This window comes from Escherichia sp. S10b (assembly GCF_028421345.1).
Classification (GTDB): domain Bacteria; phylum Pseudomonadota; class Gammaproteobacteria; order Enterobacterales; family Enterobacteriaceae; genus ECMA0423.
Map to the genome: position 1 here is coordinate 1 of NZ_JAHZSO010000035.1, position 13,935 is coordinate 13,935.

General features: G+C 45.1%; 20 protein-coding genes and 1 tRNA gene. 9 read left to right on the top strand and 12 right to left on the bottom strand.

The features are described from left to right. Nucleotides 1-11: 11 nt before the first annotated feature. The 7 genes from FTE26_RS02585 to hokD all read right to left on the bottom strand — a co-directional run bounded on the left by FTE26_RS02585 (nt 12) and on the right by hokD (nt 3,455). Nucleotides 12-87 (bottom strand) — tRNA-Ile (locus tag FTE26_RS02585). Nucleotides 88-230: 143 nt separating this feature from the next. Then, nucleotides 231-1,052, bottom strand: a complete 822-nt coding sequence (locus tag FTE26_RS02590; protein WP_000762864.1) for an antitermination protein — start codon at nt 1,050-1,052, stop codon at nt 231-233. Continuing rightward, on the bottom strand, nt 1,049-1,423 hold the full coding sequence (locus FTE26_RS02595; RefSeq protein WP_000904114.1) for a RusA family crossover junction endodeoxyribonuclease: 375 nt from the start codon (nt 1,421-1,423) through the stop codon (nt 1,049-1,051). Before FTE26_RS02595 ends, FTE26_RS02590 begins: the two co-directional genes overlap by 4 nt. A 12-nt stretch (nt 1,424-1,435) precedes the next feature. Further along, a complete protein-coding gene (locus FTE26_RS02600; RefSeq protein ID WP_048237184.1) occupies nt 1,436-2,485 on the bottom strand; it encodes a DUF968 domain-containing protein in 1,050 nt (349 codons plus the stop codon). 1 nt (nt 2,486) lies between these two features. Then, complete coding sequence (locus tag FTE26_RS02605) at nt 2,487-2,765, bottom strand: hypothetical protein (protein ID WP_001515373.1); 279 nt, start codon at nt 2,763-2,765, stop codon at nt 2,487-2,489. A gap of 66 nt (nt 2,766-2,831) precedes the next feature. Then, entirely contained in the window at nt 2,832-3,083 is a 252-nt protein-coding gene (gene rem / locus FTE26_RS02610) for a protein Rem (RefSeq protein WP_000980987.1), read from the bottom strand. Nucleotides 3,084-3,299: 216 nt separating this feature from the next. Beyond that, the gene (gene hokD / locus FTE26_RS02615; protein WP_000813254.1) at nt 3,300-3,455 is read right to left on the bottom strand and encodes a type I toxin-antitoxin system toxin HokD; all 156 of its coding nucleotides are present in this window, start codon (nt 3,453-3,455) and stop codon (nt 3,300-3,302) included. 742 nt (nt 3,456-4,197) lie between these two features. On the opposite strand from hokD, the gene FTE26_RS02620 reads away from it, so the two are divergent. Further along, nucleotides 4,198-4,893 (top strand): hypothetical protein, encoded by a 696-nt coding sequence (locus tag FTE26_RS02620; protein ID WP_000892866.1) that lies wholly within the window; start codon nt 4,198-4,200, stop codon nt 4,891-4,893. 12 nt (nt 4,894-4,905) lie between these two features. After that, the gene (locus tag FTE26_RS02625; RefSeq protein WP_001373963.1) at nt 4,906-5,559 is read left to right on the top strand and encodes a class I SAM-dependent methyltransferase; all 654 of its coding nucleotides are present in this window, start codon (nt 4,906-4,908) and stop codon (nt 5,557-5,559) included. 314 nt (nt 5,560-5,873) lie between these two features. Here the strand turns inward: FTE26_RS02625 and FTE26_RS02630 are convergent, their stop codons facing one another. The 5 genes from FTE26_RS02630 to FTE26_RS02650 form a co-directional block, all read right to left on the bottom strand. Then, complete coding sequence (locus tag FTE26_RS02630) at nt 5,874-6,773, bottom strand: SMEK domain-containing protein (RefSeq protein WP_000566845.1); 900 nt, start codon at nt 6,771-6,773, stop codon at nt 5,874-5,876. Nucleotides 6,774-7,025: 252 nt separating this feature from the next. Further along, entirely contained in the window at nt 7,026-7,448 is a 423-nt protein-coding gene (locus FTE26_RS02635) for a DUF977 family protein (protein ID WP_001151218.1), read from the bottom strand. Nucleotides 7,449-7,488: 40 nt separating this feature from the next. Further along, nucleotides 7,489-8,454 (bottom strand): hypothetical protein, encoded by a 966-nt coding sequence (locus FTE26_RS02640; RefSeq protein ID WP_000054489.1) that lies wholly within the window; start codon nt 8,452-8,454, stop codon nt 7,489-7,491. After that, complete coding sequence (locus FTE26_RS02645) at nt 8,435-8,956, bottom strand: toxin YdaT family protein (RefSeq protein ID WP_000705349.1); 522 nt, start codon at nt 8,954-8,956, stop codon at nt 8,435-8,437. Before FTE26_RS02645 ends, FTE26_RS02640 begins: the two co-directional genes overlap by 20 nt. Then, on the bottom strand, nt 8,940-9,167 hold the full coding sequence (locus tag FTE26_RS02650; protein ID WP_000476993.1) for a Cro/CI family transcriptional regulator: 228 nt from the start codon (nt 9,165-9,167) through the stop codon (nt 8,940-8,942). The genes FTE26_RS02645 and FTE26_RS02650 overlap by 17 nt, the downstream gene beginning before the upstream one ends. A 77-nt stretch (nt 9,168-9,244) precedes the next feature. Here FTE26_RS02650 and FTE26_RS02655 point away from each other — a divergent pair, with 77 nt between their 5' ends. The 7 genes from FTE26_RS02655 to FTE26_RS02685 all read left to right on the top strand — a co-directional run bounded on the left by FTE26_RS02655 (nt 9,245) and on the right by FTE26_RS02685 (nt 13,886). Then, nucleotides 9,245-9,652, top strand: a complete 408-nt coding sequence (locus FTE26_RS02655) for a helix-turn-helix domain-containing protein (RefSeq protein WP_001003382.1) — start codon at nt 9,245-9,247, stop codon at nt 9,650-9,652. Between the two features lie 192 nt (nt 9,653-9,844). Next, a complete protein-coding gene (locus tag FTE26_RS02660) occupies nt 9,845-10,000 on the top strand; it encodes a DUF1391 family protein (protein ID WP_000379575.1) in 156 nt (51 codons plus the stop codon). Nucleotide 10,001: 1 nt separating this feature from the next. Then, entirely contained in the window at nt 10,002-10,130 is a 129-nt protein-coding gene (gene ydfB, locus FTE26_RS02665; RefSeq protein ID WP_000344964.1) for a protein YdfB, read from the top strand. A gap of 29 nt (nt 10,131-10,159) precedes the next feature. Continuing rightward, nucleotides 10,160-10,378 (top strand): protein YdfC, encoded by a 219-nt coding sequence (gene ydfC / locus FTE26_RS02670; RefSeq protein WP_001171942.1) that lies wholly within the window; start codon nt 10,160-10,162, stop codon nt 10,376-10,378. A gap of 567 nt (nt 10,379-10,945) precedes the next feature. Then, nucleotides 10,946-11,134: a cell division inhibition protein DicB gene (dicB, locus tag FTE26_RS02675; RefSeq protein WP_000854559.1), complete on the top strand. Its 189-nt coding sequence runs from the start codon at nt 10,946-10,948 to the stop codon at nt 11,132-11,134. Further along, entirely contained in the window at nt 11,131-11,322 is a 192-nt protein-coding gene (gene ydfD, locus FTE26_RS02680) for a lysis protein YdfD (protein WP_001083297.1), read from the top strand. The genes dicB and ydfD overlap by 4 nt, the downstream gene beginning before the upstream one ends. A 92-nt stretch (nt 11,323-11,414) precedes the next feature. Continuing rightward, nucleotides 11,415-13,886 carry an exonuclease gene (locus FTE26_RS02685; protein ID WP_000048328.1) on the top strand — a complete coding sequence of 824 codons (2,472 nt, stop codon included), beginning with the start codon at nt 11,415-11,417 and terminating at the stop codon, nt 13,884-13,886. Nucleotides 13,887-13,935: the final 49 nt, after the last annotated feature.

The following is a 13,935-nucleotide window of genomic DNA, read 5'->3' on the forward strand; positions in this document are numbered from 1 at the left end:
GCGGTTTGTGATGGTGGCCCTTGCTGGATTTGAACCAGCGACCTGGCGATTATGAGTCGCTCGCTCTCACCACTGAGCTAAAGGACCGGGAGCAGAATAATAACGGTCCGTAATTAATTCCGCAATAAAAAACCCGCTCGGTGGCGGGTTGTAGAAACTCTTCTAACGTCAGGTATAAAAAGCCCATCGTTATGACGAATTTACCACAGATTCCGGAAAAATCAACCTTGTTACCTAGTTACCTTTTTTAACTGCCGCTCAGCCCATGCTTCTTCAATATCAAACCGGGTCACCAGCGCATCATAGAATTTCTTAACTGTTTTTTCCCATGACGCGCGTGTTATCTGGTTTGTCACCTCGCATATAGCATTAAATGCCTCCGTTGATGGTAGTCTTTCATAGCCACGACCACCACAACGCTGGCAGTCTCTGATAACAGGCATACCACGTTTTACCGACTCTTCACGGTGAATGGCGACACCACGCCCACGGCAATCCTTACAGACGGTGGAAACCTCACCCTTTCCGCCACACTCCGGACAGGCAACTTTTACCACCTCCCTGACTTTTTTCCATTCTTCCCAGTAAGACGGATACACACCTTTCGTACACTTTGCCCATACCGGCGGCTTACCATCCGGATACTGGACCTTGTTTGTAAAAACTACGCTTTCAATAAATTTTTCCCCATAGCAACAAGGGCACTGCTTTTTACTCGCTGCGCTGCGGGCATAATCCTCAAAAGCGTACGAAGCCATAATGCGCATCACTAACGGTTTTATTTCTGCCGGAAGTTTTCTCAACGCCGCCACACGATCGCACCGACTGAGTGCATAATCTGCCAGTAATTCTGTTGCCCGCGCCCTGTCATTCATACTGATGCCCATTTTCCCCAGGAACGCAGAAAACCCCATCTCAGCCCGATTCTGTGTCATGCCCTGCGCGGCCATCACATCAGTGATACTCAGCGCATCTTTTGACGTTGAGGCCGATGCATCGGTCAGGCAAGGGGATTTTGGGGAGTAGTATTTCGGTAAATCTTCCAGTTTCATTTTTTGACCTGCTCTTCATGCATTATGGGGTAAATCTTCACCCCCATACGTCCACCAGATACTGGCTGACCACGAACGATATTGATTTCATCAAACTGCTCATCGTCCATTAACACTCCCGCATGCGTCAGCGCATCCAGCGGTGCTTTCAGGATATTGTCCAGGTCGCGACGACGCTTATCCGGTGGCTCTGCAATCACCTTTATCGCTAGCCTTCCGGACAGGCTTAATTTCAGCCGCTGCTGGCGAACAATAAGCGCCACAGCCCGGCGATAACGCTTTCCCTCCTCCGAGATAAAATATGTGCTGCCACGGCGTCGCCAGTAAGTGTTCACCGTCGGCGGGTAAGGTAAAACCAAATCTATGAGCATCAGTCACCTCTTTTACCCAAGCACGCCAGTTGCAAAGGCGTGATCAAGAAAACGAAAAATTAAATCAACCTGAGAACCATGCTTTTCTTCGAACGCCAGCGGATCCGCATGAAGCTCGTTGTGATGCTCCCGACACAGCGGTAGCGTGAAAATATCGTGAGATTTTGTCCCCATTCCGCCCTGACCATGACCAATCAGGTGATGGGGATCGTCGGCTGGCTTACCACAACACGCACACGGCTGTGTCTTCACCCAGCGTGTGTATTTCTCGTTAACCCAGCGGCGACGTTTAGGTCGTTTCATGAAAGATTCCGGAGACTCAGGATCAACGGCAATGCTTACCACCGTCTTTTCCTGTAGTGGGTGTTGTTCCTGGTGGGCGTGAGGCAACAGTGCAAGATTTTTTGTGCGCTGCTTCAGTATGCTGGTGGCGGTCTGCTCTCCCGGTACGATGTCGCTTTCACGGTACATTGAGCGGATTTTTTCCGCACGCAACCCCAGCGAACGACGTAATACCGCTTCCGGTAGCGCGTCCGCCACCTGATTGCGGACCGCCCACCAGGATAATTCAGCCAGCGATAATTCCCGTTCCTGCGAGCCATTCATTGCATGGAGTATGACGTCAATCATCCATGCAGACAGGTTTTGGTGAGCAAGTTGCCCGAGTGATTCGGAGGTCTGGTCGCGCAGCTGGTTGTCGCAGTGCCAGCACAACACCATTGCGCCGGTACCATAACGGTGAATGACGGTTTCACTGTGGTGATAATCGCCGTGTGGCCACTGGCAGGATTTAACATGGCGCAGTAACCAGTCAGACAATGCGCCAGCGCCACCAGCAGCACGAATCACTCGTTCGTCGCTGAAAAATGGCAGTAATGATTTATCCTCCGCCAGCGGCTGGCGAACGGCAGGAACGACCCCGGACGACAGATTACGCATGCTTTTCGGTTCCGGCTCCACCAGTACCCGGGTATTGTGGAATACCGGCATGGATTCACGGCCCGGCTTAACGATCACCAGCCCGAGTTCCGGTACCAGAACAGGTCGAAGTAATACCCGCACGTTACCTCCAGATACGTTGCTGGAATGTGCGGGACGGACGCGGTGGCCGTTCGGAGTAAGGGAGCCTGACGGAGATTATCCAGTGACGGTAGTCGAGGCTAAGGGCTTTTTTAACCTCGCATCCGCGCCTGCGGTAACACTGAATGAGCCATTCGGCCTGTTCTTCAGTGCATGGGGGATGCTGGTACCAGTCTGACTTAAATGCATGAGAATACCGCTCGTGCGTGTGGGCAAGAACGGTCGAATTATCATGATTGTAATATTTTGCGTTGCGTGCCATCGGTTTTCTCCGGTGGCACGGTGTTACTCAGCGGGAGTTCAGCCCCGCGCAAGATTGTAGATGAGTTTATTCTTCTGAAAAAGCAGAAAAGCCAGCTTTTATTCCGATCTCTTTCAATGCCTGTAATGAAGTGACAAACTCACCGTCGCGCAAGATAAATCCGTCCGTCACTCGGGCATCCACAAAATTAATTAACGCAGCCCCATTTTTTTGCAAACACACAATGCGGTAATGACTAACAATATTTCCATTTTCAACGCACACAGCATAGAGGCCATCTTCACAAAAAATTTTACGCAGTTCTTCGATGTTCATCATCAGAATCCTTCCGGATAATTAGCTCTCCCCTTTAAGGGACCATCCCTCTTATCCCTGCGCGCTACTTAAGTATTTTTGATTCTATTCCGGCACCGTCCAGAACTTCAAACGCGTTGAAAATAAAAACAAAAACCCGCCGAAGCGGGTTAAGTGCGGGTGCGTTGAGGATGCCTGCCACATCAGAGGTGGCGAGGGATTTCTCCCTCGCCGGGTCTCTTACTCCTCAGGTTCGTAAGCTGTGAAGACAGCGACCTCCGTCTGACCGGTTCGGATTCGTACCTCGCAGAGGTCTTTCCTCGTTACCAGTGCCGTCACTATGACGGTTAAACAGATGACGATCAGGGCGATTAGCATCGCCTTTTGCTGCTTCATAGCCTGCTTCTCCTTGCCTTTCGGCACGTAAGAGGCTAACCTACGTGTGTAGAGCATAGATATGGCCTCAGATTAATGTTAAGCGTCTTGCCGGACGCGTAATGTTAACTGGGGCTTTTCTCTATCTGCCTTTGGTGTTGATGCCCGAGGCAGATAGCCTCAAGCACCCGCAGCAATTCTACTTAACTACCGTTACCTCGCCAATATGAAATCAATCAGAAAGGTGATCCATAAGAACAACAGCAAGACAATAAATTGCCATTACAGCAGCAATAGCCAGCGCACATTTGAGAACCAGCACCACAACCTCCTGTATTGGACGTACACCAGTCCTGATAAATATGAGGCTGTCTCGTCAGTGATTCAATACAACTACTGGGTATAGTTTCTATGATTTTGTTCTGTGGAAATGGAAAACAGCAACCAGTCACCACCAGCACTTCTTTAAACATGCCAAGTCACACGCAAGCCAACATTATAGTTCCCTTTGAGCGAGCAGATGAAGCTAGCAAAAATATTGATCACTTAGGATGCATTACTAACGTTGCTATGTGTTAACGAACAGGGAGTGGGTCATCAGCATAAATATTTATGCAGTAGGTTTCTTTTAGGACTAGATTAATCAAAAACATTTAGATAAAATTATAAAATCAAGAAATTGGTGGCAATTAATCTTTAATTGTGCCAGCTGAATTTCGTTATTATAGAAGATTAGCTTTTTTTTGAATGTTTGGAGAGTAAAATGTTAGAACCACCAAAGAGTTATAATGAAATGTTGCCTATGCTCCATAAGGCGACTTTTATTACTACATTTATATTTTACCTATCATTAGTCATTTATGGCTACATGCCATTGGTTGGCATTAATGCCAAGTATATCCCCCCCGTTAAAGACTACGAGGAATTTATTAAATGGATATTAACCTTTGGCATATTACCAATTGCATCTTCAGTTTTTTGGTCAGTAATTAGTGGAGCTTTAGATCTACATAATAATGTAGCAAAAATTATTGGAATAAGGAAGATGTGGGATAGTCATTTAATTATTAAACCATTAGCAAAAATTGCAGGCGTTACGAGAAAATTAACTACTGATGAATCTCACAAGGTAATGAGTAAACTGTATTACCCAGAAGTTAAAGAGTTAAAAGACAAACATTACGTTGAACTTTTCTGGAACAAAGTTTATTACTTTTGGGTTTTCTTTGAACATACAGTAATCGCATTTGTTACTATTTTAATAATAAGTATCGCCAAATTAACAAATATATTCTCTGTTACTGGCTCTTTAATTAATCTTTGGTTGTGGATTATTTCTCTTGTCGCATTTGACTTCCTTATTTTCATAGCATCAGTTAAACCAAGAACAGAAAGCCAAGTAAGACAAATACCTGATAGCAAAATAAAAGAATTCTTTAACAATAACAATATTTTTTAAACGAGGTTGATTTTGAATTACAAAATAAATGGAATAAACATACGTTCAGAAAATGCAGCGAAACCGCACACTATGCCATCTAACTATCTCTGTAAACAGATTGAAAGCACTAATAAAAATGGCAATGCCCTTGATTTTGGATGTGGAAAACTTAGATATTCAGAACAATTAGTAAATAAATTTGAAACTGTGACATTTTTAGATTCCAGAAGACAACTAGAAAGAGTGCAAATTATCAGAGGTGTACAAACCACGATTCCAGATTACGTGATAAATAACTATAAGAATGCTAATATTGTTTCTTATGAAAATATAGATAAAATAACAAATCATTATGATTTCATACTTTGCGCAAACGTGCTTTCCGCAATTCCATGTGAATCCACAATTCACAAAGTCCTCAGTGCGATTAGAGAATTATTAAAGAGTGATGGTGAAGCACTGATTGTCAATCAATACAAAAGTTCTTATTTCAAGAGGTACGAGAGCGGTATTAAACATTTGCATGGGTATATATACCAAAACTCTCGTAATGCTTTCTACTATGGTTTATTAGATGTGGATACTGTAAGTAAAATATGCTCAGATAATAATTTAGAAATAATAAAATCATGGAGCAAAGCAGGTAGTTCATATGTGGTTGTTGGTAAACATATACATATTTAGTTTATTTCAACAAATTATTAGAAAGAGTGATTTGCTTGTTAATTATTAGCTCGGCAGTGCCGGATCAACATGACCCTGCCACTTAGGCCATTGCCGGTTTACCTACTTTTGTAAGGTTCAGCATGAAGTTTTTATATACTCTTCCTAATATCAATAGTGATGCTCGCTTATGTTAGCTGCTTCTTGTACATAGTAGCCTTCTCCGACAGTACTGCAATGAGCGGAGAGTAAAAGTCGATAAACAATAAGGAGGTTCACAATAAATATTTCTCGGTGAAACTTTCAAAGCATTCTCTGTTTTGCTAAATCGACAATTATAAATCAACAACATTTAGTGTTATATCAATATTATTTAGCCTTGCAATCTCTGATGAATCACTTGCTATTTTAGCTTTTAATTTATCAATATTAATCATATCTTCATGGCTTATATAAACCATATCACCTTGGTTAACTTTAGATTTGTTCACTATGGCTTGAATAACAGACAAATCATCCATTACACCTCTCATAAATTTCACCATGCTTTGATCTTTGAAGTCAGATATCGATTTTGAACGTTGCTTACGTTGAATTGTTCCTTTTGTAATTACTTCATTAATTTCTTTTAAACCAGTGAGCATATCAGACAGACTGCCTTCGCAACTCATCCGATGTTTTATTGCATTGCGATTAATAATATTGAGTATAATTTCGAGTGAATCTTTATCACTCCATGGATGTAATGATGTATAATCATGATGGCGTCGAATGGCGTCAATCATATCCTGGACCATATCTTCATCTGCTTTATCGCAAAGTTCATTCACGAAATAGCTGGGGTCGATTATTTTACAATAACTTGGAGTTAGGTATCTTGAGGCTTTACAAAAACCAAAAATATATAAAGTAGAGTATTTATCTTTCAGACTCTCTCCTATTTCATTTGCTTCCTCAAAAGATTCGATAGTTTTTTTAATTTTTGCTGGACTTGCATTCGTAGTAACTTGAACTGCTATCATGTTTTTATTATCAGCTAAATCAATGGCGGGAAAATTAACTTTAATCTGATTCATGTTTACCAGTTCACCCATTTTCAGCGCGCGAAACATAAAGATGGTCAATGACTCAATTATTCTTTCCATGTCATGAAAGCCTGCCTGTTTGCGTTGCGCGATATAAAGCTGGAGTAGTGCAATATCACTCTGTAAGTTTCTAATAAGTGGATCAATCATAGCTAATAATCCTTTTCAATGAAGCTGGAGGTGTGTTTAACTATTAGTTAAATTTCTATTTTTATAGAAACAAGCTTTACAACTTCATCAAAGTTTCTCAAATCCTAATCCACTTTGCAAATCCACTAACCATGCTGAATGCTTTCTGTTGTTAAACATATCCGCTGCTGGCACCAAGCAGACAAACACACTAACTCTACCCTACTCCACAAAAGAGCCAATCAATATCTGAACTAATAAACTTTAATCTCATCACTTCAATAAATATCGAGCATTTCCCTGATAGAATGCTAGTATGCGCTGCATAACTTCACTCTTCCGGCACTCGCGACAGATTATGTTCTGACGCCTGTCGTAGCGACGTATTTCTCCGTCAGGTAATGACCAGATAAGGTCCGGATCAACCGCAGATGGTTCCTTCAGCTTTGCCCTTGAGAGCTTTTTACGGGCATTTTGCCAGTCCTTACGCGCCTGTTCAGACGGGAATAACCCGTAACCAGAGTTGTATACATCGCCGCTGGCAACCAGCTCTCTTGCGAGAACGCTCATCAGATATCTTGTCGCACCTGTCTTGACTTCCAGTTGCCGTAACGTCTCACGACCGCTCTGGCGCACGAGTTCCACCACCTGCCCTTTAATTTTTTCCCGCTCTTCTTGTGTAAAAACTTTTGCCACAAGTCCCCCTTAAAATTACCTCATGACCTGAAATCAAAACTTATCCTCTGAAACCAGGCGGAATTTCTGTATCCGGTTCAGAAATATGATTAACACAACGCTGTACAGGTGAACGCCCCAGGCGGATGACCAGTTCGTCCCATTTTTCGCGGAGCTTTGACGGGCTCATGATGTTTTTTACCCAGAACGGATCCCGCTGTACCCGACCAAACATTTCACAAATTTGTCTGTGGCTTCTGCCATCCAGCATCCGCATTGTGCGCACATCATTGGCCCAGACAGTCCAGTTAGGCTCTTTTGGTCGCATGATCTCGCCATCATCACTGGCGGCCTGTTCGTAGAGACCCACGATCCGCCCCCATATCCACTGCGCACACGCCAGATCCTCCTGGCTACCCCACTGGCGTTTTTTCGCACTAAACACAACTGCGCCAGGGTGCCAGATTAAAAAATCCTGTTCAGCCGTCTGCGGGTCCGGTTGCGAAGCTTCCGGACGAAAAGTGTTTTTATTCTCTGTAGTAATCTCTGTTGTATTCTCTGTAGGATCATCGGGCCATTTTGACCCGATGACATTGGGTCGTTTTGAACCAATGGAGCGTTTCATTTTGACCTCTTCCATCGTGTCATTTTGACCTGATGGAGCGGCGCATTTTGAACCGATGGATTCGCTCAATTTGCCATCATCTAAAAGCTCGCTCCCATAGTTAATCGTGTAGAAATTGGTCATATCGCGCTTTGATTTATTGAGCTTTTCACAACGCAAGAGCCCCAGCGTTTTCAGACTTGCAAACGCGCGCTTTAACGTTGACTCTGACCAGAATGGGAACTGTTCCAGCCATTGTTCCGTTGTGTTGTAAATCCAGCGAACACCATCACATTCCATGCCGGAATTGGTATCTCTCAACCAGTAATGCAACTGCTGCAACACAATGGCTTCATTTAAGCCAATCTTCATCGCAAGCTGTGTGTTTATAACCAGTGGGCGTTCAGCAAAAAGAAGGCTCATAATTCCATCCAGCTTTTTGTTGGTATTGCTGTCGATACGCAAGTTTGAAAGCAATTGCTTTTTCTATAAGTTCGTCAGTTTCACGATCCACTACGGCAGGATCAGCAAAAAGCAGTCCGGACTCCACCACATCGCCATATTCTTTGTTTAACCCGGCGATCATGTACGTGATGCTTTTTCCGTCACTAATTTCACGATACAACCTGAAATCATTAATCCGGATAGCCTCCATAATTGCAGGCACTAGCGCCGTGAACTTTTCACGCTTATCCCTGGTGTCGATAGCCTTCCAGCGTTCGAATATCTTCACTCGATTAACGCCAAGCGCTCGCTGATCAACCGCGCCACCTTCATCTGTGACACGCTGAACATCGATGTTCGGGCGCTCTTTCAAAGCCCAGAATGCTTCAGTGATTAATATCGTCGCCTGCTCCTGTGTCATTCCTGGTCGACATATCCAGGCATCCAGAGCCTCACGAGCCTGTTCAGGAGTGATTTTCATTGTTCAACCGCCCCGCCCGCTTCGTCTTACGATATTCGTCATAAACCTTGGGATCATACAGAAGCTCGCCGCCAGATGCCTCCTGTAGACGCATCGCGCGACCTTCAGGAACTAGCTCTTGCCATTGAGAAACAGCAGATGGGTCAACGCCAGCAGCTTTCGCTACTTTGGCTTTCGTACCGTAAAAATTAATTACGTCTGATTTAAACATCGCACCTCCAATATTGAGTTTTCTCAATGCTAATCACTCAAGGAATCTCAAGTCAAGGATTATTAAGATATCTAAATATGAACGAGAAAACTTTAGGTCAACGCATTAGAGAAAGACGTAAGCAGGTAGGCTTAAGTCAAAACGGTTTAAGCAAAGCTGCTGGCGTATCTGGCTCATCAATTTCATTATGGGAAAGTGACCATACAGCCCCGCGCGGGCAAAATTTGCATCGCCTCGCCGAGGTATTGCAATGTTCACCAACCTGGATACTGTTTGGCGACGAGGACAAAACACCAGCTCCCCCTGTTTCACTCGATAGTACCCTAGACTTATCGGAAGATGAGTTAGAGATGCTGCGTTTGTATCGCGCACTTCCTAAATCAGAGCAACAAGCACAACTCAGCGAACTCCGCGCCCGCGTTGAGAATTTTAATCGCCTGTTCACCGAGCTATTAGAGGCTCGCAAACGCAACAAGCATCAATAATCATCCCTTCACAAAATTTTAAAGCCTTACATTTCAATGTATTGGCTTTATCTTGCGCCAACACTTGAGTTTTCTCATCAAAAAACCTTGACGAAAAATAATGAGAAAACTAAATTACCTCCATCAACACACCGCACGGTGTTCTCCGCAAACAGTTCCGCTACCCCAGCGTTAAGGGGAAATGAGGTCAGCATGGATACTATCGATCTTGGCAACAACGAATCTCTGGTGTACGGCGTGTTTCCAAACCAGGACGGCACGTTCACCGCAATGACGTATACCAAAAGCAAAACGTTTAAAACCGAAAATGGTGCCCGTCGCTGGCTGGAAAGAAACTCAGGTGAGTGATATGGATTTCGACACAATCATGGAAAAGGCTTACGAAGAATACTTCGAAGGCCTTGCCGAAGGCGAAGAAGCTCTCAGCTTCAGTGAGTTTAAACAGGCGCTTTCCAGTTCGGCAAAATCTAACGGCTGATAAGCGAAACAGCACCGCGAGGAATCAGTATGCAGAAACGAGAACCCGTCATCATCGCGCCAGACTATACCGATGATGAACTTTATGAGTGGATGCGCCAGAAAATTAATGCAGCGCAGGATCTGAAATGGGCTAATGAAGCCAGGGCTAAGCAGGCTGAAAATCTGTCCGCTCTGGAGCAGGATATCACCAATCTGGAAAAAGCAGCGGCATTAAGCATTGCCAGAATGATTACATACCCGCGTTAGTAGCTAATCAACAAAGCTAAGGTTAGTAATTAAGGAGTTCTCCACGGGTGAGGTGGAGTGCGTGCGCCGGACACGGGTGCGCATCCGGAACTGACAGTTTACTGAAAGGATATTTCCCTGAAAAGTCAGACCATAACGCGAAAGCGCACGGCGAGGTAGCTGGTTCATAGATAGCCTGTCGTTAAATTTTCGTCGACCGTGCGCTTCCGGTTGTGGCAACCCGCGAAATGGCGCGGCGGTAAGTATGGCGGGGTTATTCCTTCCCCGTTGAGGACACCGGGTTGTCAGGTTGACCATACGCTTAAGTGACAACCCCGCTGCAACGCCCTCTGTTATCAATTTTCTGGTGACGTTTGGCGGTATCAGTTTTACTCCGTGACTGCTCTGCCGCCCTTTTTAAAGTGAATTTTGTGATGTGGTGAATGCGGCTGAGCGCACGCGGAACAGTTAAAACCAAAAACAGTGTTATGGGTGGATTCTCTGTATCCGGCGTTAATTGTTAACTGGTTAACGTCACCTGGAGGCACCAGGCACTGCATCACAAAATTCATTGTTGAGGACGCGATAATGAAAACGTTATTACCAAACGTTAATACGTCTGAAGGTTGTTTTGAAATTGGTGTCACTATCAGTAACCCAGTATTTACTGAAGATGCCATTAACAAGAGAAAACAAGAACGGGAGCTATTAAATAAAATATGCATTGTTTCAATGCTGGCTCGTTTACGTCTGATGCCAAAAGGATGTGCACAATGAATTCAGCATTTGTGCTTGTTCTGACAGTTTTTCTTGTTTCCGGAGAGCCAGTTGATATTGCAGTCAGTGTTCACAGGACAATGCAGGAGTGTATGACTGCAGCAACCGAACAGAAAATTCCCGGTAACTGTTACCCGGTCGATAAAGTTATTCACCAGGATAATATCGAAATCCCGGCAGGTCTTTAAAACAGTTCCGTAATAAATATCCGGTTTCATTCTTATATGCCAGCAATGGCAGGGATTTGTTCATCCTTAAATCTGTCATGAGGTTAAAACAAATGAGTAAAGTCTTTATTTGCGCCGCTATTCCTGACGAACTGGCAACAAGGGAAGAAGGCGCTGTGGCTGTAGCCACAGCCATTGAAGCTGGCGACGAACGCCGTGCTCGAGCAAAATTTCACTGGCAATTCCTGGAACATTATCCGGCTGCTCAGGACTGCGCTTATAAATTTATTGTCTGCGAGGATAAACCTGGCATACCCCGCCCTGCCCTCGATTCATGGGATGCTGAATATATGCAGGAAAACCGCTGGGATGAGGAGTCTGCTTCTTTTGTCCCGGTTGAGACTGAATCCGATCCGATGAACGTCACTTTTGACAAGCTGGCCCCTGAAGTACAGAACGCTGTCATGGTTAAGTTCGACACATGTGAAAACATCACCGTTGATATGGTTATTAGCGCACAGGAATTGTTGCAGGAAGACATGGCAACATTCGACGGACATATCGTTGAAGCGTTGATGAAAATGCCAGAAGTTAACGCCATGTATCCGGAGCTTAAGTTGCACGCCATTGGGTGGGTTAAGCATAAATGTATTCCTGGTGCTAAATGGCCCGAAATTCAGGCAGAGATGCGCATCTGGAAAAAACGTCGCGAAGGTGAACGCAAGGAAACCGGAAAATACACGTCTGTTGTTGATCTCGCCCGCGCCAGAGCCAATCAACAGTACACTGAAAATTCAACAGGAAAAATCAGCCCGGTCATTGCTGCCATTCATCGCGAATACAAGCAGACATGGAAAACACTGGATGACGAACTGGCCTACGCTCTCTGGCCTGGTGATGTGGATGCCGGAAACATTGACGGCAGCATCCATCGCTGGGCAAAAAAAGAAGTTATCGACAACGACCGCGAAGACTGGAAGCGTATCTCGGCATCAATGCGCAAACAGCCTGATGCCCTTCGCTACGACCGCCAAACTATTTTTGGCCTTGTCCGTGAGCGTCCGATCGACATTCACAAAGATCCCGTAGCACTGAACAAATATATCTGCGAATACCTGACGACAAAGGGCGTGTTTGAGAATGAAGAAACAGACCTGGGCACTGTTGATGTTCTCCAGTCATCAGAAACACAAACTGATGCAGTGGAAACTGAGGTATCTGATATCCCAAAAAATGAAACCGCGCCGGAAGCTGAACCATCTGTAGAGCGTGAGGGGCCGTTCTATTTCCTCTTCGCAGATAAGGACGGAGAAAAATACGGTCGCGCAAACAAACTCTCTGGTCTGGATAAGGCACTGGCTGCTGGCGCCACTGAAATCACAAAAGAAGAATATTTTGCCCGAAAAAATGGCACATACACGGGCTTACCGCAAAATGTAGATACCGCTGAAGATTCAGAACAACCAGAGCCGATAAAAGTTACCGCTGACGAAGTAAACAAAATTATGCAGGCAGCCAATATCAGCCAGCCTGACGCCGATAAGTTGCTTGCTGCATCACGTGGTGAATTTGTTGAAGGGATTAGTGACCCGAATGATCCGAAATGGGTTAAGGGGCTCCAGACCCGCGATTCTGTGAACCAGAACCAGCATGAATCGGAACGGAACTACCAAAAAGCGGAACAAAACAGTCCAAATGCGTTACAAAACGAGCCAGAAACGAAACAGCCTGAACCAGTAGCGCAACAGGAAGTGGAAAAAGTCTGCACCGCCTGCGGTCAGACCGGCGGCGGCAACTGCCCTGATTGTGGCGCGGTGATGGGCGACGCAACATACCAAGAAACATTCGATGAAGAGTATCAGGTTGAAGTTCAGGAAGATGATCCGGAGGAAATGGAAGGCGCTGAACATCCACACAAGGAGAACACTGGCGGCAATCAGCATCACAATAGCGATAATGAAACTGGCGAGACGGCAGATCACCCAATTAAGGTGAACGGTCATCACGGAATCACATCCACCAGCAGGACGTGTGACCATCTAATGATCGACCTTGAAACCATGGGAAAAAATCCTGATGCCCCGATCATCTCAATAGGTGCAATATTTTTCGATCCGCAAACCGGAGATATGGGACCGGAATTTAGTAAGACTATCGATCTGGAAACTGCTGGCGGAGTCATTGATCGGGACACCATTAAATGGTGGCTTAAGCAATCACGCGAAGCGCAATCTGCCATTATGACCGATGAAATCCCGTTAGATGATGCACTGTTACAATTGCGAGAATTTATCGACGAAAACTCCGGTGAATTTTTTGTTCAGGTTTGGGGAAATGGAGCCAACTTCGACAACACGATTTTGCGCCGTTCATACGAACGGCAGGGGATCCCCTGCCCGTGGCGTTACTACAACGATCGCGATGTACGCACAATCGTTGAGCTGGGGAAAGCCATAGACTTCGATGCCAGAACGGCTATTCCATTCGAAGGTGAGCGCCATAATGCACTTGATGACGCCCGTTACCAGGCAAAATACGTTTCAGTTATCTGGCAAAAACTGATCCCGAGTCAGGCTGATTCTTAATGTTCAACTGTCGCCGGTTGTGACTGGTATTCTGCAACCGGCGCTCGTC